Origin of the sequence: Micromonospora sp. DT201 (assembly GCF_049841575.1) — a bacterium.
Taxonomy (GTDB): domain Bacteria; phylum Actinomycetota; class Actinomycetes; order Mycobacteriales; family Micromonosporaceae; genus Micromonospora.
In genome coordinates, this window is sequence record NZ_JBNCKP010000016.1 from 75,368 (window position 1) to 94,542 (window position 19,175).

Annotated in this window: 18 protein-coding genes; 12 read left to right on the forward strand and 6 right to left on the reverse strand. The window is 73.2% G+C overall.

Annotated features, from left to right (window positions below; translation table 11 throughout):
• Positions 1-86: 86 nt before the first annotated feature.
• From ACLQ28_RS23745 to ACLQ28_RS23780, 8 genes are read left to right on the forward strand one after another with little or no spacing between them, the layout of a single operon-like run.
• Complete coding sequence (locus tag ACLQ28_RS23745) at positions 87-1,766, forward strand: HAD-IIIA family hydrolase (protein WP_425688475.1); 1,680 nt, start codon at positions 87-89, stop codon at positions 1,764-1,766.
• Positions 1,763-2,737 carry a glycosyltransferase gene (locus tag ACLQ28_RS23750; RefSeq protein WP_425688476.1) on the forward strand — a complete coding sequence of 325 codons (975 nt, stop codon included), beginning with the start codon at positions 1,763-1,765 and terminating at the stop codon, positions 2,735-2,737. Before ACLQ28_RS23745 ends, ACLQ28_RS23750 begins: the two co-directional genes overlap by 4 nt.
• Positions 2,722-3,939 carry a glycosyltransferase gene (locus ACLQ28_RS23755; protein ID WP_425688477.1) on the forward strand — a complete coding sequence of 406 codons (1,218 nt, stop codon included), beginning with the start codon at positions 2,722-2,724 and terminating at the stop codon, positions 3,937-3,939. The genes ACLQ28_RS23750 and ACLQ28_RS23755 overlap by 16 nt, the downstream gene beginning before the upstream one ends.
• Entirely contained in the window at positions 3,936-4,652 is a 717-nt protein-coding gene (locus ACLQ28_RS23760) for a D-sedoheptulose-7-phosphate isomerase (RefSeq protein WP_425688566.1), read from the forward strand. The genes ACLQ28_RS23755 and ACLQ28_RS23760 overlap by 4 nt, the downstream gene beginning before the upstream one ends.
• A 16-nt stretch (positions 4,653-4,668) precedes the next feature.
• A complete protein-coding gene (locus ACLQ28_RS23765) occupies positions 4,669-6,138 on the forward strand; it encodes a PfkB family carbohydrate kinase (protein ID WP_425688478.1) in 1,470 nt (489 codons plus the stop codon).
• Entirely contained in the window at positions 6,135-6,836 is a 702-nt protein-coding gene (locus ACLQ28_RS23770) for an SDR family oxidoreductase (RefSeq protein ID WP_425688479.1), read from the forward strand. The genes ACLQ28_RS23765 and ACLQ28_RS23770 overlap by 4 nt, the downstream gene beginning before the upstream one ends.
• Positions 6,833-7,786 (forward strand): glycosyltransferase family 9 protein, encoded by a 954-nt coding sequence (locus ACLQ28_RS23775; protein ID WP_425688480.1) that lies wholly within the window; start codon positions 6,833-6,835, stop codon positions 7,784-7,786. The genes ACLQ28_RS23770 and ACLQ28_RS23775 overlap by 4 nt, the downstream gene beginning before the upstream one ends.
• On the forward strand, positions 7,770-8,753 hold the full coding sequence (locus ACLQ28_RS23780) for a DNA topoisomerase IB (RefSeq protein WP_425688481.1): 984 nt from the start codon (positions 7,770-7,772) through the stop codon (positions 8,751-8,753). The genes ACLQ28_RS23775 and ACLQ28_RS23780 overlap by 17 nt, the downstream gene beginning before the upstream one ends.
• 111 nt (positions 8,754-8,864) lie before the next feature.
• Here ACLQ28_RS23780 and ACLQ28_RS23785 read toward each other — a convergent pair whose 3' ends face one another.
• Positions 8,865-9,899: a helix-turn-helix domain-containing protein gene (locus ACLQ28_RS23785; RefSeq protein WP_425688482.1), complete on the reverse strand. Its 1,035-nt coding sequence runs from the start codon at positions 9,897-9,899 to the stop codon at positions 8,865-8,867.
• A 9-nt stretch (positions 9,900-9,908) separates the two neighbouring features.
• Positions 9,909-10,670 carry a TetR/AcrR family transcriptional regulator gene (locus tag ACLQ28_RS23790; protein ID WP_425688483.1) on the reverse strand — a complete coding sequence of 254 codons (762 nt, stop codon included), beginning with the start codon at positions 10,668-10,670 and terminating at the stop codon, positions 9,909-9,911.
• Between the two features lie 92 nt (positions 10,671-10,762).
• On the opposite strand from ACLQ28_RS23790, the gene ACLQ28_RS23795 reads away from it, so the two are divergent.
• The gene (locus tag ACLQ28_RS23795) at positions 10,763-12,340 is read left to right on the forward strand and encodes an MFS transporter (protein WP_425688484.1); all 1,578 of its coding nucleotides are present in this window, start codon (positions 10,763-10,765) and stop codon (positions 12,338-12,340) included.
• On the opposite strand, the gene ACLQ28_RS23800 is transcribed toward ACLQ28_RS23795, so the two are convergent.
• Together ACLQ28_RS23800 and ACLQ28_RS23805 are read right to left on the reverse strand one after the other, a co-directional pair.
• Positions 12,330-12,833, reverse strand: coding sequence for a hypothetical protein (locus ACLQ28_RS23800; protein ID WP_425688485.1), 504 nt, complete (start codon positions 12,831-12,833; stop codon positions 12,330-12,332). The genes ACLQ28_RS23795 and ACLQ28_RS23800 overlap by 11 nt on opposite strands.
• 88 nt (positions 12,834-12,921) lie before the next feature.
• A complete protein-coding gene (locus tag ACLQ28_RS23805; protein ID WP_425688486.1) occupies positions 12,922-14,553 on the reverse strand; it encodes a RecQ family ATP-dependent DNA helicase in 1,632 nt (543 codons plus the stop codon).
• A 152-nt stretch (positions 14,554-14,705) separates the two neighbouring features.
• Here ACLQ28_RS23805 and ACLQ28_RS23810 point away from each other — a divergent pair, with 152 nt between their 5' ends.
• Positions 14,706-15,542: a class I SAM-dependent methyltransferase gene (locus ACLQ28_RS23810; protein ID WP_425688487.1), complete on the forward strand. Its 837-nt coding sequence runs from the start codon at positions 14,706-14,708 to the stop codon at positions 15,540-15,542.
• 43 nt (positions 15,543-15,585) lie between these two features.
• Positions 15,586-16,215, forward strand: a complete 630-nt coding sequence (locus ACLQ28_RS23815; protein WP_425688488.1) for a TetR/AcrR family transcriptional regulator — start codon at positions 15,586-15,588, stop codon at positions 16,213-16,215.
• Between the two features lie 51 nt (positions 16,216-16,266).
• Here the strand turns inward: ACLQ28_RS23815 and ACLQ28_RS23820 are convergent, their stop codons facing one another.
• On the reverse strand, positions 16,267-17,217 hold the full coding sequence (locus ACLQ28_RS23820; protein WP_425688489.1) for a TIGR03557 family F420-dependent LLM class oxidoreductase: 951 nt from the start codon (positions 17,215-17,217) through the stop codon (positions 16,267-16,269).
• 99 nt (positions 17,218-17,316) lie between these two features.
• Positions 17,317-17,442 carry a hypothetical protein gene (locus ACLQ28_RS23825; protein ID WP_255421242.1) on the reverse strand — a complete coding sequence of 42 codons (126 nt, stop codon included), beginning with the start codon at positions 17,440-17,442 and terminating at the stop codon, positions 17,317-17,319.
• 216 nt (positions 17,443-17,658) lie between these two features.
• On the opposite strand from ACLQ28_RS23825, the gene ACLQ28_RS23830 reads away from it, so the two are divergent.
• Positions 17,659-19,146 (forward strand): glycoside hydrolase family 3 protein, encoded by a 1,488-nt coding sequence (locus tag ACLQ28_RS23830; RefSeq protein WP_425688490.1) that lies wholly within the window; start codon positions 17,659-17,661, stop codon positions 19,144-19,146.
• The last annotated feature ends 29 nt before the right edge of the window (positions 19,147-19,175 follow it).

Sequence of the window (19,175 nt, forward strand, 5' to 3'; positions counted from 1 at the left end):
ACCACCGCCGCGCTGGCCCGCCGCCGCGCTGGCCCGCCGCCCCGGTGACGACGTTTACTCCTCGGGGCGCAGGGAACCCGCCGGCTGTGCGACAGGACCAGGAGGATCCGTATCAGCGCAGGTCAGCCCGGGCGTACGCCGCTGCTGACCGCGCCGGTTCCGGGTCTGTCGGGAGCCCCCGAGGAGTCCTGTACGACGCGGTGTTGCTGGACCGCGACGGCACTCTGATCGAGGACGTGCCGTACAACGGCGACCCGGAGAAGGTGCGCCCGGTGCCGGGAGCGCGGGCGGCACTGGACCGGTTGCGGGCGGCCGGTCTGCGGTTGGCGGTCGTGACGAACCAGTCTGGCCTGGCCCGGGGCTACTTCACCGGCGAGCAGATGGGTGCGGTGCACGCCCGCGTCGAGGAGTTGCTGGGCCGGTTCGACGCGTGGCTGGTCTGCCCGCACGACGACGCGGACGGCTGTGACTGCCGCAAGCCGAAACCTGGCCTGGTGTACGCCGCCGCCCGGGAGTTGGGCACGACCGCGTCCAGGTGCGTGCTGGTGGGCGACATCGGCCGGGACGTTGCCGCCGCGCTGGCCGCGGGGGCTGCGGGGGTGCTGGTGCCCACCCCGGTGACCCGGCCGGAGGAGGTCGCCGCCGCCGGATGGGTGGCCAGCGACCTGCCGGCCGCGGTGGACGAGATCCTGCGCCGCCAACAAGCCGTGCGGCCCGCCACCCCGCCCGGCGACCCGGTGCGGACAGCGCTGGTGGTCAGGTCGGATTCGGCGGGGGACGTGCTGGTCACCGGGCCGGCGATCCGCGCCGTCGCGGCCGGAGCGCAGCGGGTGGTGCTGTTGTGCGGGCCGCGCGGCCGTGCCGCCGCCGAGCTGCTGCCCGGCGTCGACGAGATCATCGAGCATCCGCTGCCGTGGATCGATCCGTCGCCGGCGCCGATCGACCCGGAGGTCATGTGGGGCCTGACCGCACGCCTGCGCGCGGTCGGCGCGGACGAGGCGGTGGTCTTCACTTCGTTCCACCAGTCCGCCCTGCCATTGGCGCTGCTGTTGCGGATGGCGGGGGTCGGTCGGATCTCGGCGATCAGTGACGACTACCCGGGCTCGCTGCTGGACATCCGCCATCGGGTGCCGGTGGGCGTACCCGAACCCGAACGTGCCCTCTCCCTCGCCGCCGCGGCAGGCCACCGGCTGCCCGACGGCGACGAACCTGTGCTCCGGCTGCGCCGCGACGCCGTGGGGCCGCGCCCGGCCGATCTCGGTGCTCCGGGGTACGTGGTGCTGCATCCCGGCTCGGCCGCGTCGAGTCGGGCCTGCCCGCCCGATCTGGCGGCCCGGATCACCGGGGCGCTGACCGCCGCCGGGCATCGGGTGCTGGTGACCGGCAGTTCCGCCGAGCGCGAGGTCACCGCCCAGGTCGCGGCGGCCGGCGGCACCGACCTGGGTGGCCGAACCGACCTGGCCGGTCTGGCCGCGATCGTGGCGGACGCCAGCGCGGTCGTGGTCGGCAACACCGGGCCCGCGCACCTCGCCGCTGCGGCCGGTGTGCCGGTGGTGAGTCTCTTCGCGCCTACCGTTCCGTTCGGTCAGTGGGGGCCCTACCGGGTGCCCACCGTCCGGCTCGGCGACGCCGCCGCGCCCTGCCGGGACACCCGGGCAGCCAGTTGCCCGGTGTCGGGGCACCCCTGTCTCAGCGGCATCGATCCGGTCGAGGTGGTCGACGCGCTGCGGGCGTTCGCCGTCAGCGGTGGTGGTGGCGGGCGATGAACATCCTGCTCTGGCACGTGCACGGCTCCTGGACCACGTCGTTCGTGCATGGCAGCCATCGCTACCTGATTCCCACCACACCCGACCGCGGCCCCTACGGCCTCGGCCGGGCCCGCACCTACCCCTGGCCGGACAGCGCCGTCGAGGTCACCCCGGAGGAACTGCCGGGCACCGACGTCGACCTGGTCATCCTGCAACGCCCCGACGAGATCGATCGGGCCGAGGCGTGGCTGCGCCGCCGCCCGGGCCGCGACGTGCCCGCCATCTATGTCGAGCACAACACCCCGAAGGGCGACGTGCCCAACACGCGACACCCGATGGCCGACCGGGGTGATCTGCTCATCGCGCACGTCACCGGGTTCAACCAGATCTTCTGGGACACCGGCGCGTCCCGCACCACAGTGGTCGACCACGGCATCGTCGCCCCCTCGGCGTCCTACACCGGCGAACTCGACCGGCTCGCGGTGGTGATCAACGAGCCGGTACGACGAGGTCGGGTCACCGGAACCGATCTGCTGCCCCAATTCGCCGAGATCGCGCCGCTGGACGTGTTCGGCATGGGTGTCGCCGGCCTCGCCGACCATCTCGGGTTGCCCGCCGACCGGCTCACCAGCCACGACGACGTGCCCCAGGACCGGATGCACGCCGAGCTGGCCCGGCGGCGTGCGTACCTGCACCTGTGCCGGTGGACTTCGCTGGGGCTCAGTCTCATCGAGGCGATGGCGATCGGCATGCCTGTCGTCGCGCTCGCCACCACCGAGGCGGTGACGGCGGTGCCTCCGGAGGCGGGTGCCCTCGCCACCCGAACCGACACCCTGCTCGACGCCGCCCGCCGGTTCATTGCCGAACCGGCGACCGCCCGCGAGGCCGGCGTGGCGGCGCGAACCGCCGCGCGCGACAAGTACGGCCTCGACCGTTTCCTCGCTGACTGGGACCGGCTGCTGGAGGAGGAAGTATGCGGATCGCGATGATCTCGGAGCACGCCAGCCCGCTCGCCGTCCTCGGAGGGGAGGACGCCGGCGGCCAGAACACGCACGTCGCGGAGCTGTCCGCCGCGCTCGCCGCCGCCGGGCACGAGGTGCGGGTCTACACCCGCCGGGACGCGCTCGACCTGCCGGTGACCGTCCGCAGCCCGGACGGGTACGACGTGGTGCACGTGCCGGCCGGCCCGGCCGAGCCGGTGGCCAAGGACGCGCTGCTGCCGCACATGCGGGAGTTCAGTCGCTGGCTGATCGAGCGCTGGCGGGGCGGGGACTGGGTGCCCGAGGTGATCCACGCGCACTTCTGGATGAGTGGTCTGGCGGCGCTGACGGCTGGCCGGCAGACCGGTGTGCCGGTGGTGCAGACGTACCACGCGCTGGGCACGGTGAAGCGCCGCTACCAGGGCGTGCAGGACACCAGCCCGGCCCGGCGGGTGTCCTACGAGCGGGAGTTGGGCCGCTCGGTGGACCGGATCGTCGCGCAGTGCCGCGACGAGGTCGGGGAACTGGTCCGGATGGGTGTGCCCCGGTCTCGAATGACCGTCGTGCCCTCCGGAGTCAACCTCGCCACGTTCGCCCCGCTCGGGCCGGCCGCCGACCGTGAACCGGGTCGGGCCCGGATCCTGACCGTGGGCCGGCTCGTCGAACGCAAGGGCTTCCAGACCGTGATCCGCGCGATGGCGCTGGTCCCGGGCGCCGAATGCGTGGTGGTCGGCGGCCCACCCGAAGGGTTGCTGGAAACCGACCCGTACGCCCGGCGGCTGCGGGCCCTCGCTGAGTCGTGCGGGGTGGCCGAGCGGGTGCACCTGGTCGGTGCGGTACCCCGGGAGGAGATGGGCCGCTGGTACCGCTCGGCGGACCTGCTGGTCGCCGCACCCTGGTACGAGCCGTTCGGGTTGACCCCACTGGAGGCGATGGCCTGCGGGGTGCCGGTGGTCGGCACCGCCGTCGGCGGCATCCGGGACACCGTGGTCGACGGGACGACCGGCGACCTCGTGCCGGCGCGGGACCCGCATGCTCTGGCCGTCGCGATCCAGGGGTTGCTCGACGATCGGATCAGGCGCTTCGCGTACGCCGCGGCGGCGCGCGAGCGGGCCCGGGCGCGGTATTCGTGGGCGGCCACCGCCGAGCGGCTGGTCGATGTCTACAGCGAGGTGGCTGCCGTACGCCGGCCGGCCCGGGTGGTGGCCTGATGCCGGCGGGCAGTCTGCTCGACACCCACCTGACGAACCTCGCCGCGGCGCTGGTGCCGTACCGGCGGTGTGAGTCGCAGCTGGCGCGCTGGGGCGCGGACCTGGCGCACCGGCTGGCCGGCGGGGGTCGCCTGCTGGTCGCCGGCAACGGCGGAAGTGCCGCCGAAGCCCAGCATCTCACCGCCGAGCTGGTCGGCAAGCTCCACGACGACCGTCAGCCGTTGTCCGCGATCGCCCTGCACGCCGAGACGAGCGCGCTCACCGCGATCGCCAACGATTACGGCTACACCGACGTCTACGCCCGTCAGGTGCGCGCCCACGGTCGCCGCGGCGACGTTCTGCTGCTGCTGAGCACCAGCGGCACCAGCCCCAATCTGGTCAGTGCCGCTCAGGCCGCCCGCGACGTCGGCCTGACGACCTGGGCACTCACCGGTGCCGCCCCCAATCCCCTCGCCGACGCCTGCGACGACGTGCTGGCCGTCGCGTCCCCCGACACCCAGGTCGTCCAGGAGCTGCACCTGGTGACCAGTCACCTGCTCTGCGAGTACCTCGAACAGGAACTGCCTGCCGCACTGGCCGCGGCCACCGATCCGTCGGTTGGCCACCACGTGCCGGGGGAGCCCGCGCCGGCCGGTCGGCTCCCGTCGGGGCCGGTGCGCACCGGGGTCGAAGTGGTGCTCGACGGTGGGACCGGACAGCAGGTCGACGCGTGAGGATGGGGAGGCAAGCGTGAGGGGACCTGTGGTGGTGCTCGGGGACACCCTGCTCGACCGGGACGTGGAAGGCGTGGTGAACCGGCTCTGCCCGGACTCCCCGGTGCCGGTTCTCGACGAGACCGCGGCCAGTGACCGACCGGGTGGCGCAGGTCTGGCGGCGGTGTTCGCCGCCGCACAGGGCGCCGAGGTGGTGCTGGTGACCGCGCTCGCCGACGACGCAGGCGGGGCCCGACTGAGCGCGCTGCTCGCGGCGGCCGGCGTGCAGGTGTACCCGTTGGCCCTGTCCGGTGCGACGCCGGAGAAGATCCGGCTGCGGGCCCGGGGCCGGGTGCTGCTGCGCCACGACCGCGGCGGCACGTCCGGGGAGCCCGGTCCGCCGTCCGACGAGGTGCTCCGGGTGATCGGCTCGGCGTCCGCGGTGCTGGTCAGCGACTACGGCCGGGGAGTGGCCCGGCAGCCCGCACTGCGTGACGCGTTGGCCGCCACCCGCGCCCCGGTGGTGTGGGACCCGCACCCGCGCGGCCCGGCGGCAATCCCCGGCGTGCATCTGGCCACCCCGAACGAGTCGGAGGTGCGCGAGTTGGTCCCCGCACTGCCCGGTGCCTCCCGGCTGGCCACCGCGTCGCGGGGCGCTCAGGGGTTACGGCGGCGCTGGCGGGCGGGTGCGGTCGCGGTGACGCTGGGCGGTGACGGGGCTCTGCTCTGCCACGCCGGGTCGACACCGCTGGTGGTGCCGACGCCGGGTAGCGCCGAGGGGGACACCTGCGGGGCCGGCGACCGGTTCGCGGCCGCCGCCAGCCTCGCGTTGGCCCAGGGCGCGCTCGTCTCCGAGGCGGTGCAGGCCGCGGTCGCCGAGGCGTCCGCGTACGTGGCTGGTGGGGGAGTGGCGGCGGCGCTGCCCATGAGCGGGAGGAGTGAGCCGGTGTTGCGAGCCCCGCGGTCGCGAACGACGAGCGGCCCCGTGCTGACCAGCGCCGCCGGCCCGGGGGGTGCACGGGTGGGAGTGGCGGCGGTTGCCACGCTCCTGGGTGAGGTACGTGCCGCAGGCGGCACGGTGGTGGCGACCGGCGGTTGCTTCGACCTGCTGCACGCCGGGCACGTGGCCACCCTGCAGGCCGCCCGGCAGCTCGGCGACTGCCTGATCGTCTGTGTGAACTCCGACGCCAGTGTGGCCGGCCTGAAGGGGCCGGATCGACCGGTGATGTCCGAGGGCGACCGCAGTCGACTGTTGGCCGCGTTGAGCTGCGTCGACGCGGTCCTCATCTTCGACGAGCCGACCCCGGAGGCGGCGCTGTCCTGGGTACGACCGGACATCTGGGTCAAGGGCGGCGACTACGCCACCGGTGGTGGTGACGCCGCAGCCATCCTGCCGGAGGCGGAGGTCCTGCGCCGGTGGGGCGGGAACGCGGTGGTGGTGCCCTACCTGGACGGCCGCTCCACCACCGACATGATCGTTCGCTCGGTCGGGGAGCGGACCCGATGACCGCCACGCGGCCCGGTGCCGGACCCACCGTCCTGGTCACCGGCGGCGCCAGCGGGCTCGGCGCGGCGGTGGTCGCCGCGGTGGCCGCCTCCGGTGGTCGCCCGGTCGTCCTGGACCGGCAGCCGCCGGCCGACGGGGTGTCCTGGACCGAGTGCGACCTGGCCGACACGCGGGCCGCCGAGGTGGCCACCCACCATCTCGCCGAGCAGGCCGGTGGCCTGGACGCGGTGGTCACCGCCGCCGGCACGGACGTCCCGGGTCGACTCGCCGACCTGCCGGGGGAGACCTGGGACCGGATCATCGCCGTCGACCTGCTGGCCACCGCGGCGGTGATCCGGGCCGCGCTTCCGTTCCTGCTGACGTCTCGGGGCCGCATCGTCACGGTGGCCTCGACCCTGGGCGTCAAGGCGGTCAGCGACGCCACCGCGTACTGCGCGGCGAAGTTCGGCGTGGTTGGTTTCACCCGCGCCCTCGCCGCCGAGCTCGCCGGTCAGGTCGGCGTCACGCTGCTCATCCCGGGAGGTATGCGCACCGCGTTCTTCGACGAGCGCGACCCGCAGTACAAGCCGGGGGCGGACGCGATCCTCAACGATCCCGCCCACACCGCTGCCGCGATCATGTTCGCGCTCAACCAGCCGCCCGGCTGCGCGGTGCGCGAGCTGGTGGTCTGCGCCGAGCAGGAGACCTCGTACCCGTGATCCTCGTGTTGCGCGCCCTCGGCGTCGGCGACCTGGTCACGGCGGTGCCCGCCCTGCGGGCGCTGCGGGCCGCGTACCCCGGTCAGGAGTTGGCGCTCGCGGCGCCCGCCTGGCTGGCACCGTTGGTCGACCTGGTCGGTGGCGTCGACCGGCTGGTGGACACCGCCGGGCTCGATCGGCCCCTCCGGGTCGGGTCGACCCCGCAGGTCGCGGTCAACCTGCACGGGCGCGGCCCGCAGTCGCACCGGTTGCTCGCCGCCACCCGACCCGGCCGGCTGCTCGCCTTCGCCAACCCGGAGGCCGGCTGCGCGGACGGCCCCCGGTGGGCCGCCGACGAGCACGAGGTGGACCGATGGTGCCGGCTGCTGTCCTGGTACGGCATCCCCGCCGACCGCACCGACCTCGGGCTGCGCCGGCCCGGGTCGACCGAGCTGCCGACCGGAGCCACCGTGCTGCACCCCGGCAGCAAGATCCCCGCCAAGCGCTGGCCCGCCGAGCGGTTCGCCGCCCTGGCCCGGGCGCTCACCGATCGAGGGCACCGGGTGCTGCTCACCGGCTCGGCGGACGAACGGGCGCTGGCGGCCCGGGTGGCCGACGCCGCCGGCCTGGCGTCCGACTCGGTGCTGGCGGGCCGGACCGACCTCGGGGCGCTCGCCGCGCTGGTGGCCGACGCCCGACTGGTGGTCAGCGGTGACACCGGGGTGGCCCACCTGGCCACCGGGTACGGCACCGCGTCGGTCGTCCTCTTCGGGCCGGTGCCGCCGGCGCACTGGGGGCCGCCACCGGACCGGCCCCGGCACCGGGTGCTCTGGGCCGGCGACGGGGATTGGCCCAGGTGGGACGGGGTAGGAAGCCACCCGACGATGGCGGCTCTGCGCCTCGACGAGGTGCTGGCCGCCGTTTCCGAGGTGGAGAGGGTGGTGCGGGTCTCCGGTGCGGTTGCGGCGTAGTGACCCGGGACGACCGGGGTACGGACGGCGCCGGCGCGGACGGGGCTGGGCCTTCGTCGACCCGACCGGCGCTCCGGTCCGGGATCCGGACGTCCTGGCCCGGCTGCGGGAGCTGGTCATCCCGCCGGCCTGGCAGAACGTCTGGATCTCGCCCCACCCGAACGGGCACATCCAGGCGATCGGGATCGACGCGGCGGGTCGCAAGCAGTACGTCTACCACCCGCTGTGGCGGGAGAAGCAGGACGAGGCGAAGTTCGACCACATGCTGGAGGTGGCCCGGCGACTCCCGGCGCTGCGGGAGCGGGTGGGGCGTGACCTGGACGGTCGGGGCCTGGGCCGAGACCGGGTGCTGGCCACGGTGGCCCGACTGTTGGACATGGGGATGTTCCGGGTCGGCAGCGACCAGTACGCGGCCGGCGACGACCCGACGTACGGGGTGTCGACCCTGCGCCCCGAGCACGCCCGGTCCCGGCGCGGCTGCGTGGTCTTCGTGTTCCCGGCGAAGGGTGGCATCGAGCAGGTACGCCGGATCGAGGACCCGGAGCTGTGCCAGGTGCTCGTCCATCTGCGCCGTCGCCGGCGTTGGGCGGACCGGCTGTTCGGCTACTGGGACGGTCGGGAGTGGCGTGACGTGCGCAGCGACGAGGTCAACGGGTACCTGCGCGACGCGAGCGGTGGGGAGATGACCGCCAAGGACTTCCGCACCTGGCACGCCACAGTCCTCGCCGCCACCGAGCTGGCCACGGTTGGCCCGGCCCGTTCGGTGACGGCCCGGCGCAAGGCGGTGGTCGCGGTGATGCGCGCGGTGGCCGAGCTGCTGGGCAACACTCCGACGGTGGCTCGTGCGTCGTATGTGGATCCGCGGGTGGTCGACCTCTACCACGACGGGGTGGTGGCGTCGATGGACCCGCAGGCGCCGCGCGAGGAGGCCGAGCGACTCGTCCTGGAGTTGCTGGAGAAGGCCTGAGCGGGCCACCGGGCGGCCGCCCGCCGCACGCGCGGCGGGCGCCTCGCCGCGGCCCCCGTTGGCGCAGCCCACCTGGGCCCGCTGTGCGGGCGGCGGTAAGCCGCGTTGGTGTCAGTCTGCCGCGAGCGAGTTGACCATGGATGCCGGACGGTTGACGATCCGCGCCGGATCTGAGCTGCCCTCGCGATGCTCCTGCGGGCTCGTCCCGTACGCCGCCCGGAACGCCCGACTGAAGTGGGCCTTGTCGGAAAATCCCCAGCGCGCCGCGATCATCTGCACGGGCTGGTTGCGCAGCGCGGGGTCGGACAGGTCGCGCCGGCAGCGGGTCAGCCGCAGATCCCTGATGTACGACGCCACCGTGATGTCCTCAGCCTCGAACAACCTGTGCAGCGACCGCACCGAGATGTGGTGGGCGTCGGCGATGACCTGTGGGCTGAGCGTCGTGTCGCCGAGGTGCCGGTGGACGTACGACTGCACCTGGGCGAGGAGTGCCCGGCGGCGGACCTCGGTGGGCACCGCGTCCTCGGCGACCAGGTGTCGGCCGAGCAGGGTGGTGGCCAGGTCGAGGCCCACCGCGCCGAGCCGGCTGGCGTCGGCGGCATGGTACTGCTCGGGGTGCCGGGTCACCTGCAGCAGGAACTGCGCCAACAGCGCCCCGATCCCCTCGCTGCCGGACATCCGCCCGCCGTAGAGCGCGGCCATCCGCTCTGGCGGCAGCGGCAGCGCGGCGTGCGGGATCATCGTGATGATCGAGGTGGCCTGGTCCTGCTCCGGCTCGGTCGCGTGGTGGCCGACGTCGTGCGGCCGGGAGGCGTCGTAGAAGGTGAACTCACCAGCGCGGATCTCGCTCTGTCGGCCGTCCTGGCTGGACGTGCCGACGCCGCGGATGGTGAGGGCGAGCATGTACAGCTCCGGGTCGGATTGGCGGATCAGTTTGGGGGTCCGGGTGGCCTCCAGCGACGGGTAGTCGTAACTGATCAGCTGGATCGGGCCGAGGTCGACGAAGTCGGCTCGGGCGACGAAGTCGTCGTCGTGCGCGGAGCGGACCCGCATCGGCGCCGAGGTGCGCGCGACCAGATCCAGCCACATCCCGAATCGTTCGCTGGGCGGCAGGAGGGTCGTGTCGAGGGTTTCCCTGTGCAACATCGCGTGTCCTCAGGTCGTTCGTCGGCCGATCAGAGCCTCGATGCCGTCGAGGATCCGGTCCAGGCCGAAGGTGAACTCGTCGTCCGGGTCGTCGTCCTGGTCGAGTACGCCGGCGGTCAGCACCCGGTGCAGCGCCGGGAACCGGGCCGGGTCGATGAGCCGAGCCACCATGCGGCTGTAAGCGGGCATCATCTCGCCCGGCTCGAGCCCGGCGGCCCGAGCGCCCTCGGCGATCTGCGACGTGAGGGTGGCCTCGTTGCGGATGTAGCCGGTGATCAGTAGCAGCACCGACAGCTTCTCGCCCTCGGCCAGGGCGGTGTCGTCGAGGCAGCGCAGCCCGTCCTCCATCCAGCCGAGCTGCTGCGGGGTGATCGGTGGGCCGGTGACCGGCACGTGCAGCAGCCAGGACCGGTGCCGCAGCACCTCGTGTTCGGCCCGGGCCCACCGGGTCAGGCCGGCACGCCAGTCGGCCTCCGGTGGGGGCGGGCCGGGCGGCGGGCCGTACCCGGTGTCCACCATGAGCATCAGCAGCTCGTCCTTCGAGCCGACGTAGCGGTAGAGGGCCATGGTGGCGGCACCCAGCTCCTTGGCCACCCGACTCATCGAGACGGCCGCCAGCCCGTCGGCGTCGGCCACCCGTACGGCGGCGTCCACGATGGTGGGCACGCTCATCTGGGGCCGGGGCCCCTTGGGTGGCCTTTCCCGCAGCCCCCAGGCGCTCTCGATGGCCGGTGGGAGCACTGGCCCGTTGTCGTCTGTCTTCGCCGCCACATTTTCCTCCTTGCCTCGCCATCCTAGTTCTGCGTATGGTCTACGCATTACAGCGTACGACCTACGCAGAAGGGAATTGGATCATGACGACGATGACTACACCGGCCCCGCAGGCCGGCCGCCGGGAGTGGATCGGGTTCGCGGTGCTGATGCTGCCGCTGCTCCTGGTCTCGATGGACGTGTCGGTGCTCTACTTCGCCGTCCCGTTCATCAGCGAGGAGTTGCGCCCCACCGGCACCCAGCAGCTCTGGATCTTCGACATCTACGGCTTCGTGCTGGCCGGGCTGCTCATCACCATGGGCGCTCTGGGCGACCGGATCGGCCGACGCCGGCTCCTGCTGATCGGCGCCGCCGCGTTCGGGGCGGCGTCGCTGCTGGCCGCGTACGCCGACAGCGCCGCGACGTTGATCGCCGCGCGCGCCGTCCTCGGCGTCGGCGGGGCCACCCTGATGCCCTCCACGCTCGCCCTGGTGCGCAACATGTTCCACGACGCCAAGCAGCGCGGCACCGCGATCGGCATCTGGACCGCCACCCTCACCGGCGGCATCGCAATCGGCCCGGTGCTCAGTGGCATCCTGCTGGAGCACTTCTGGTGGGGCTCGATCTTCCTGATCAACATCCCGGCGATGCTGATGCTGCTCCTGCTCGCCCCGGTCCTGGTGCCCGAGTTCCGCAACCCGGCGACCGGGCGGTTCGACCTGCTCAGCGCGGCACTGTCCCTCGCAGCGCTGCTGCCGGTGATCTACGGCATCAAGGAGATGGCCCGCGACGGCGTCAGCGCTGTGCGGGTGCTCGCCATCGTCGCCGGCCTGCTGGTGGGCGCGCTGTTCCTGCACCGGCAGCGGACCCGGGCGTACCCGATGGTCGACCTTGGGCTGTTCCGTCGTCGCGGCTTCGCCGGCTCGCTCGCGGTCAACCTGCTGGCCATGTTCGCCATCGTCGGCTTCGCCATCTTCACCACCCAGCATCTCCAGTTGGTGCTCGGCCTGAGCCCGCTGCGGGCGGCACTGTGGAGCCTGGTGCCGTCCCTCGCCGTGGGCGGCGTCGCGCCGGCCGCCGCCGCGCTCGCTCAGCGCGTCGAGCGGGCGTACCTGATCGGTGCGGGTTTCGGGGTCGCACTGCTCGGTTTCGCGGTGCTGACCCAGGTCACACCGGAGACGCCACTGTGGCTGCTGCTCGTCGGTGCCAGTGTCTACGCGGGTGGCCTGGTGGCGGTGATGTCACTCGTCACCGAGTTGCTCCTCGGCGCGGCGCCGCCCGAGCAGGCGGGTGTCGCGTCGGCGCTGACCGAGTCCGGCAGTGAGCTGGGCGGTGCGCTGGGAATGGCGATCCTCGGCAGCGTCGGTGCGGCGGTCTATCGCCGCGAGATCGTCGACGGCCTGCCGGCCGGGTTGCCCGCCGACGCCGGTGACGCGGCCCAGGAGACCTTGGGGGGCGCACTCGCGGTGGCTCAGGGGTTGCCGGCGGATCTGGCCGACGCGGTGCTGCACGCAGCCCGGGTCGCGTTCACCGACGGGCTGCACCTCGCCGCGATCGCCGTCATGGTGGCGATGGCGCTGGGCGCGGTCACCGCGCTGGTCGCGCTGCGCGGCGTCCGGCCGGCCGACCCCGCGGCGTTGGCCGCCGAGCCGACCGACCCGGCCGGTACGTCGTTGTCGGTCAGTCGGTGAGCACGTGCGCGAGCCGGTCGCGGAAGCGCCGCTCGGAGTCACTGACCGACTCGCCGCCGATGCCCAGCAGCCCACCGCTGGACGCGGCACCCACCACCTGCTCGGCGATCTTCACGAGCCAGTGCTTGTACGCGCCGGCCTCGCCCTCGTCGACGCGGCCGGCCAGCAGCGCGGCGGCCTGGCCGGCCCGCAGCAGCACGTCGTCGATCAGCGCCCGGGGGTCGTCGGGCGCGATGACCGGCAGCTCCGCCCCGGTCTCCGGGTCACCGACCCGGGTGACGATCTCGCCGGCCACGGCGGCGACCAGCGGGCTGGCCGACTCCCGGCCGGCGGCGATGGTCTCCAGCCCGGCCGCGGTCTCCGCCATGGTCCGGCGGGTGCCGTCGGACTCGGCGGCGCTCGCCGCGGTCAGCACCGACTGCGGCAGGCCGACCAGCAGCCCCCACTCCCCGTCGGAGAAACCGAAACCGGTGTACGCCGGCTGCTCGATCACGGCAATGCCCCTTCCGCCCTGCTCTGCTTGGTCAATCGAAGCTCTGCTTGGTCGATCCACCGGGCTCCACGTCGGTGCCCGGGTCAGGCTAGTCCAGGGTCAGCAGGCCCTGTTCGGACACCACGCGCACCGACAACGTCTTGTACCCGACCTCATCGAAGAGAACCGTCATCTTGTCGTCCTCGTAGGAGAGCACCATGCCGTGCCCCCACTCCGGGTGGCGCACCTGACTGTGCACCGGGAACGGCCCGACCGCGCCCTGGTCGGTGACGCTGGTGCCGGCATGGCAGTTGTCGCAGTGCCCGCAGACCTCGGTCATCTGCTCGCCGAAGTAGGCCAGCAGGGTCTGCCCCCGGCAGGCGCTGGTCTCGGCGAAGGCCCGCATCATGTCGGTGCGGGACCGGGTCACCGTCTGCTGCCGTTCCGCCTCGCCCAGCGCCGCCGCGGCGGCGTCGGTCGGGGTGGGGGAGTAGCGGGGAGCGCCGATGCGCTGCCGGGCGCGCGGCTCGGCGGCGCCGATCTGCTCCAGCAGGGAGAGATACTGGCCCAGCTTGCGCGGCCCGAGGCCGGTGGTCTCGCGCAACTCGGTCTTGGTGGCCGGCTTGCGGCGCAGCAGCGCGGCCAGGTCGCGCAGTTCGTCGTGGTCGGGCAGGCCACCGCTGAAGAACCGTTGCAGGCCGACGTCCTCGGCCTGCCAGAGCAGCAGCACGCGGGCCGGCTGCCCGTCGCGCCCGGCCCGGCCGATCTCTTGGAAGTAGCTGTCCGGGGAGTCGGGTAGCGCCATGTGCACCACCCAGGCGATGTTCGGCTTGTCGATGCCCATGCCGAACGCCGAGGTCGCCACCATGATGGGGACCTGGTCGGCGAGGAACGCCTCGTGCAGTTCCGCGCGGGCACCGGCCGACATTCCACCGTGGTAGAACTGCGCCGGGAAGCCGGCGTCGGTCAACCGGGTGGCGAGCTCCTCGGCGGCGCGGCGGGTCGGCACGTAGATGATCCCCGGCCGCCCCTCGTCGCGCAGCAGTGCCATCAGGCGCCGCCAGCGGTAGTCCTCGGTGGGGCAGTGCGCCACCTCCAGGAACAGGTTGGGCCGGTCCAGCCCGGAGACCACCACCTCCGGCTCGCGCAGTCGCAGCCGGGCGATGATGTCGTCGCGTACCGGCGGGGACGCGGTGGCGGTCAGCGCCACCACCGGCGGCCGACCGATGCCCTCGATCAGGTGCCCGAGCGCCAGGTAGTCGGGGCGGAAGTCGTGCCCCCAGGCCGAGATGCAGTGCGCCTCGTCGATGGCCACCAGCGCCGGCTTCAACGCGGCGACCTCGGCCATCCGGTCGGGGTTGCTCAGCTGCTCCGGCGTGATGAACAGAAACTCCGCCCGGCCCTCGCGGATCTCGGTGATCGCCTGGGCCTGCTGGGTGGGCGACTCGTTCGAGCTGATCCGCACCGCCCGCAGCTCCGGGCGTTGCCGCTCGTTGAGGGAGGCGATCTGATCCTGCTGAAGGGCCAGCAGCGGGGAGATCACCACGGTGGGGCCGGGGATCAGGCTGGCCGGAATCTGGTAGATGGCCGACTTGCCGGCACCGGTGGGCAACACCACCAGGGCGTCACGTCGTTTCATCACCGCGCGCATGGCGGCGAGTTGGTTGGGCCGCAGCGCTTTCCAGCCGAAGAGGCTCCGCGCCGCGCGGCGCAACGTCATCGAATGCGTGGACAGTTTCATCGAGGGCCGGAGGTACCCGAGCCGTTCACAGCCGAAACCGTCTCGGGTGGACAGCTGGTTCGGAAGCGGTCGACAGGTTGACGACGATGCCCGGCGGCAGGATTATGAACAGCAGTTCATGAACGCCGGTTCATGATGGTGGAGGTGGTGGCGTGATCGTCAACGAGCAGCAGGCGCAGGCCTGGAACGGTTACGAGGGGCAGCACTGGGCCGAGCACTCGGACCGCTACGACGCGGTGAACCGGGGCTTCAACCCGCTGCTGGTGGCCGCGGTCCAACCCGGTGACCGGGTCCTCGACGTCGGCTGCGGCAATGGCCAGCTGACCCGGCTCGCCGCCGCCACCAGCGGCCCGCACGGCGAGGCGACCGGCATCGACCTCTCCGTGCCGATGGTGCGGCGGGCCGAGGCCAGCGCGCGGGCCGAGGGCGTGTCGAACGTGCGGTTCATCCGCGCCGACGCCCAGGTCCACCCGTTCCCGGTGGGCGGCTTCGACGTCGCGCTGAGCCGCTTCGGCGTGATGTTCTTCGGCGACCCGGTTGCCGCCTTCGGCAACGTCGGTCGGGCGCTTCGCCCCGGCGGTCGGCTCGCATTCGTCTGCCTGAACGACGGCTGGGGCGGCGACCTCGGCGCGGTGCTCGAGGCCTTCGCCGCGCACCTGCCACAGTCCGGCAGCGACGGGACCGCAGTCGCCGAGCCGCTCTCTCTCGCCGACCCCGCGATCGTGCGGCAGGTCCTCACCGACGCCGGGTTCCTTGCCGTCGACTGCACCCCGGTCGAGGCGACCCAGCTCTGGGGACGCGACGCGTCCGATGCCGCGCGCTTCCTCGCCGAATGGGGGCCGCTGCGCCACCAACTCGTCCGCGTCGACCCGGCAACGGCGCAGCGCGCCACCGAGGCGATGGCCGCCACCTTGCGCCGCCACGAGAGCCCCGACGGGGTCCGGATGCGCGGTACGGCCTGGCTGGTGACCGCGCGACGACCCGGATGACCGCGGGCGCGGTGCAGGTCACCGTGCCTCTACGATGCCGATGATGGCACCGAGAAGAGCGGCGGCGTTGCGCGGCGGCGACCAGAGCTTGCGCGAGCATCTGATTGCCAGCGCCGAACGGCTGATCGCCCAGCGCGGCGCGGGGCGGCTCACCGTCCGTGACATCGCCCGGGAGGCCGGGGTTGCCGACGGGGTGCTCTACAACCACTTCGCCGACAAGGAGGAGTTGCTGGCGTACGCCCTGCAGGCTCGCGTCCAGTCGGCCGAGCGGGCCGCCGGAGGGCCTCCCGGGCAGGCGGGTTCCCGCACCGTCGAGGCCAACCTGCGCGCGTACCTGACCTGGGCGCTGGCCTTTCACGCGGCGGTCCTGCCAGCCTTCGCAGGGCTGCTGCACCAGCCGGTGGTTCTGCAACGCCTCGCCGGGCTACCGCAGGGCGACGGGCCGGTGCGCGCCGCGGTCGTCGACTACCTGCGCGCCGAACAACGACTCGGTCGGGTCGCCGCACACGCCCGGGTCGACGCGGTCGCGGCACTCATCGTCGGGGTCTGCCACGACCTGGTGCTGCGGCATCTCCTGCATCCGGACGACGCGACCCCTCCGTCCCTGCCGAGTCGGGACGTCGACGACCTGATCGCGACCCTGCTGCACGGGATCGCCCCGGCCCCCGAGTAGTCGGAGCCGGGGCGACGCGGTGGCCGTGGTCGGGCTCGGCGGCTGCGGGGCTCAGCGCAGGCGGGGCAGGACCTCACGCTGGTAGAGGTCGAACAGGCCCTGGTAGTGCGGGCCGGTGTTCGCCACGTACAGCTCGTCGAAGCCGGCCTTGGCGTACTGGTCGATCATCTCCAGGTGGGCGTCGACACTGTTGCCGCAGACGAACGACTCCTTCAACATCTCCGGCTTGACCAACTCGGCGGCCTGCTCGAAATGGCGCGGTGAGGGAAGCACCTGGGACAGCTCACCCGGGACCCCGGCGTTGGGCCAGCGCTCGTACGCGATGCGCATGCCCTCGTCCTCGCTGTCGGCGTACGCCGCCTTGAAGCCGGCCTGGCACGGCTTGTCCCCGCCGCCGTTCGCGCGGAAGCGGCGCACCATCTCCGCGTCCGGCATCGTGGTCACATAGCCGTCGCCGATCCGGGCGGCCAGGTCGATGGACTTCGGGCCGAAGCCGGAGACGTAGATCGGCGGGGGCGTGTCGGGCAGCGTGTAGATCCGGGCTTGCTCGACGGTGTAGTGCTTGCCGCGGTGGTTGACGAAATCGCCGGTCCACAACTTCCGCAGCACCTCGACGGCCTCCTCCAGCATCTCCAGGCGGACGTCGGTCGGCGGCCAGGCGTCGCCGAAGATGTGCTCGTTGAGCGCCTCGCCGGTGCCGACGCCGAGCACGAAACGCCCGCCGTGCAGCACTGCGCTTGTCGCCGCCGCCTGGGCGATCACGGCCGGGTGGATCCGCAGGGTCGGGCAGGTCACCGCGGTCATCACCGGCAGCGAGCAGACCTGGCTGAGCGCGCCGATCATCGACCAGACGAATGGGCTCTGGCCCTGTGCGTCCACCCAGGGGTGGTAGTGGTCGGAGATCCACAGCGCCTCGAAACCGGCCCGCTCGGCACCGCGCGCCTGATCCAGCAGCTCGGCTGGGGTGAACTCCTCACTGGACAGAAAGTAACCGATCTTCATCGTTTCCCCTTTGGCACGCGGACCTGCTGTTGGGGGAGCGGTACCCCGGCCGAGGTCGGTCACACCCGATCGGCCGGTATGTCGGGCGGCGGGTCGAGCTCAGCGGCGGCCGAACATCGCCCGGATCGCGGCGAGCAGCAGCAGGGCGCCGACGACCAGGCCGAGCAGGCGTACGCCGGGGATGTCGGCCGGGCTCGTCGCGTCGGCCAGCAGGGCGGGGTCCATCCCCGCACTCTCCCGGGGATCGGGCCGCCGGGCAACTGTAAGGTTTATTGACTATTGAATCGCCCGGTGTGACCATGGCAGGACCGCCGGCCGGTGGCGGTGCGCCAAGGGCGCGCGAGAGATGGGGTACGGGGGCCGCATGAGCGAGCGCAACCAGCGGGTCGACGGGGGCGCACCGACGCCGGTGATCGACGCCGACCGCCAGGAGGGGGTGGCGTGACCACGCCCACCGGGCACCTCCCGGCCCTCGCCGCTGCCGTCCTGCAACCCGGGTTCGTCGGCACCATCCCACCACCGTGGGTGTGCCGCTGGCTCGGCGAGGGCCTCGGCTCGGTGGTGCTCTTCGCCCGCAACGTCGTCGATCCCGCGCAGGTGGCGGCGCTCACCGCGACGCTGCGTGCCGAACGTCCGGACGTCATCGTGGCGATCGACGAGGAGGCCGGTGACGTCACTCGGCTCGAATCGGTCCACGGCAGCTCCCGGCCCGGCAACTTCGCCCTCGGCGCGGTCGACGACCCGGAGTTGACCGAGGCGGTCGCCCGGGACCTCGGCGTCGAACTGGCCGCGGCAGGGGTAACCCTCAACTACGCCCCGGACGCCGACGTCAACTCCAACCCGGAGAACCCGGTGATCGGCGTCCGCTCGTTCGGTGCCGACCCGGCGCTTGTCGCGCGGCACACCGCCGCCTGGGTCCGCGGGCTCCAGGCCGGTGGCGTCGCGGCCTGCGCCAAGCACTTCCCCGGGCACGGCGACACCCGCGTCGACTCACACCACGACCTGCCCCGGATCACCGCCGACCGGGACCGACTGGACACCTGCGAGCTGGCCCCGTTCCGGGCCGCCGTCGCCGCCGGGGTGCAGGCGGTGATGACCGGCCACCTGTTGGTGCCCGCCCTCGACCCGCAACTGCCGGCCACGCTGAGTCGGCGCATCCTGAGTGGGCTGCTCCGCGACGAGATGGGCTTCTCCGGCGTGGTGGTGACCGACGCGGTGGAGATGCGCGCGGTCGCCGACCGGTACGGCTTCGCCGGGGCGACGGTCCGCGCCCTCGCCGCCGGAGCGGACGCGATCTGCATCGGCGGCGAACGGGCCGACGAGCAGTCGGCCCGTGAGCTGCGCGACGCCATCGTCGCCGCGGTCGTCTCCGGTGAGCTGCCCGAGGAACGCCTCGCCGAGGCGGCCAAGCGTGTCGGTCAACTCGCCGCCTGGACGGTGGCAGCCCGCGCCGGGTCGGCCGAGAAGCGCGGCACCGCCGACGTCGGGCTGGTCGCCGCCCGCCGTGCGGTTCGGGTCACTGTCGCCCCGAGCGCGACGGTCGCGCTGCCGTTGACCCGCGCGGCGCACGTCGTCGAGTTCGAGCCGCTGCGCAACATCGCCATCGGTGCGGAGACCCCGTGGGGCATCGGCGCACCGCTGGGCGAGCTGCTGCCCGGCACGAGCACGGTCCGCTACGCCGAACCCGACGTGCCGGCCGACCCAGGCGCCGGGGCGGGCCCTCGCCCACTGGTCCTGGTGGTCCGCGACCTGCACCGGCACGACTGGATGCGCGCCGCGGTGCAGCGCGCGTTGGCCGCCCGGCCGGACGCGGTCGTGGTCGAGCTGGGCGTGCCCGAGCTGATCACCGGGGCGGTGCACCTGGCCACCCACGGTGCCACCCGGGCCAGCGGGTGGGCCGCCGCCGAGGTGCTGACCGGCAGCCGCTGAGCTGGACCGGCCGGTGCTGACCGGCCGGT

Coding starts and splice junctions, on each gene's coding strand:
- ACLQ28_RS23750 (WP_425688476.1), top strand. CDS start 1,763: ATGAACATCCTGCTCTGGCACGTGCACGGCTCCTGGACCACGTCGTTC.
- ACLQ28_RS23755 (WP_425688477.1), top strand. CDS start 2,722: ATGCGGATCGCGATGATCTCGGAGCACGCCAGCCCGCTCGCCGTCCTC.
- ACLQ28_RS23770 (WP_425688479.1), top strand. CDS start 6,135: ATGACCGCCACGCGGCCCGGTGCCGGACCCACCGTCCTGGTCACCGGC.
- ACLQ28_RS23785 (WP_425688482.1), bottom strand. CDS start 9,899: ATGTTGCACAGGGAAACCCTCGACACGACCCTCCTGCCGCCCAGCGAA.
- ACLQ28_RS23795 (WP_425688484.1), top strand. CDS start 10,763: ATGACTACACCGGCCCCGCAGGCCGGCCGCCGGGAGTGGATCGGGTTC.
- ACLQ28_RS23805 (WP_425688486.1), bottom strand. CDS start 14,553: ATGAAACTGTCCACGCATTCGATGACGTTGCGCCGCGCGGCGCGGAGC.
- ACLQ28_RS23815 (WP_425688488.1), top strand. CDS start 15,586: ATGGCACCGAGAAGAGCGGCGGCGTTGCGCGGCGGCGACCAGAGCTTG.
- ACLQ28_RS23820 (WP_425688489.1), bottom strand. CDS start 17,217: ATGAAGATCGGTTACTTTCTGTCCAGTGAGGAGTTCACCCCAGCCGAG.
- ACLQ28_RS23825 (WP_255421242.1), bottom strand. CDS start 17,442: ATGGACCCCGCCCTGCTGGCCGACGCGACGAGCCCGGCCGACATCCCC.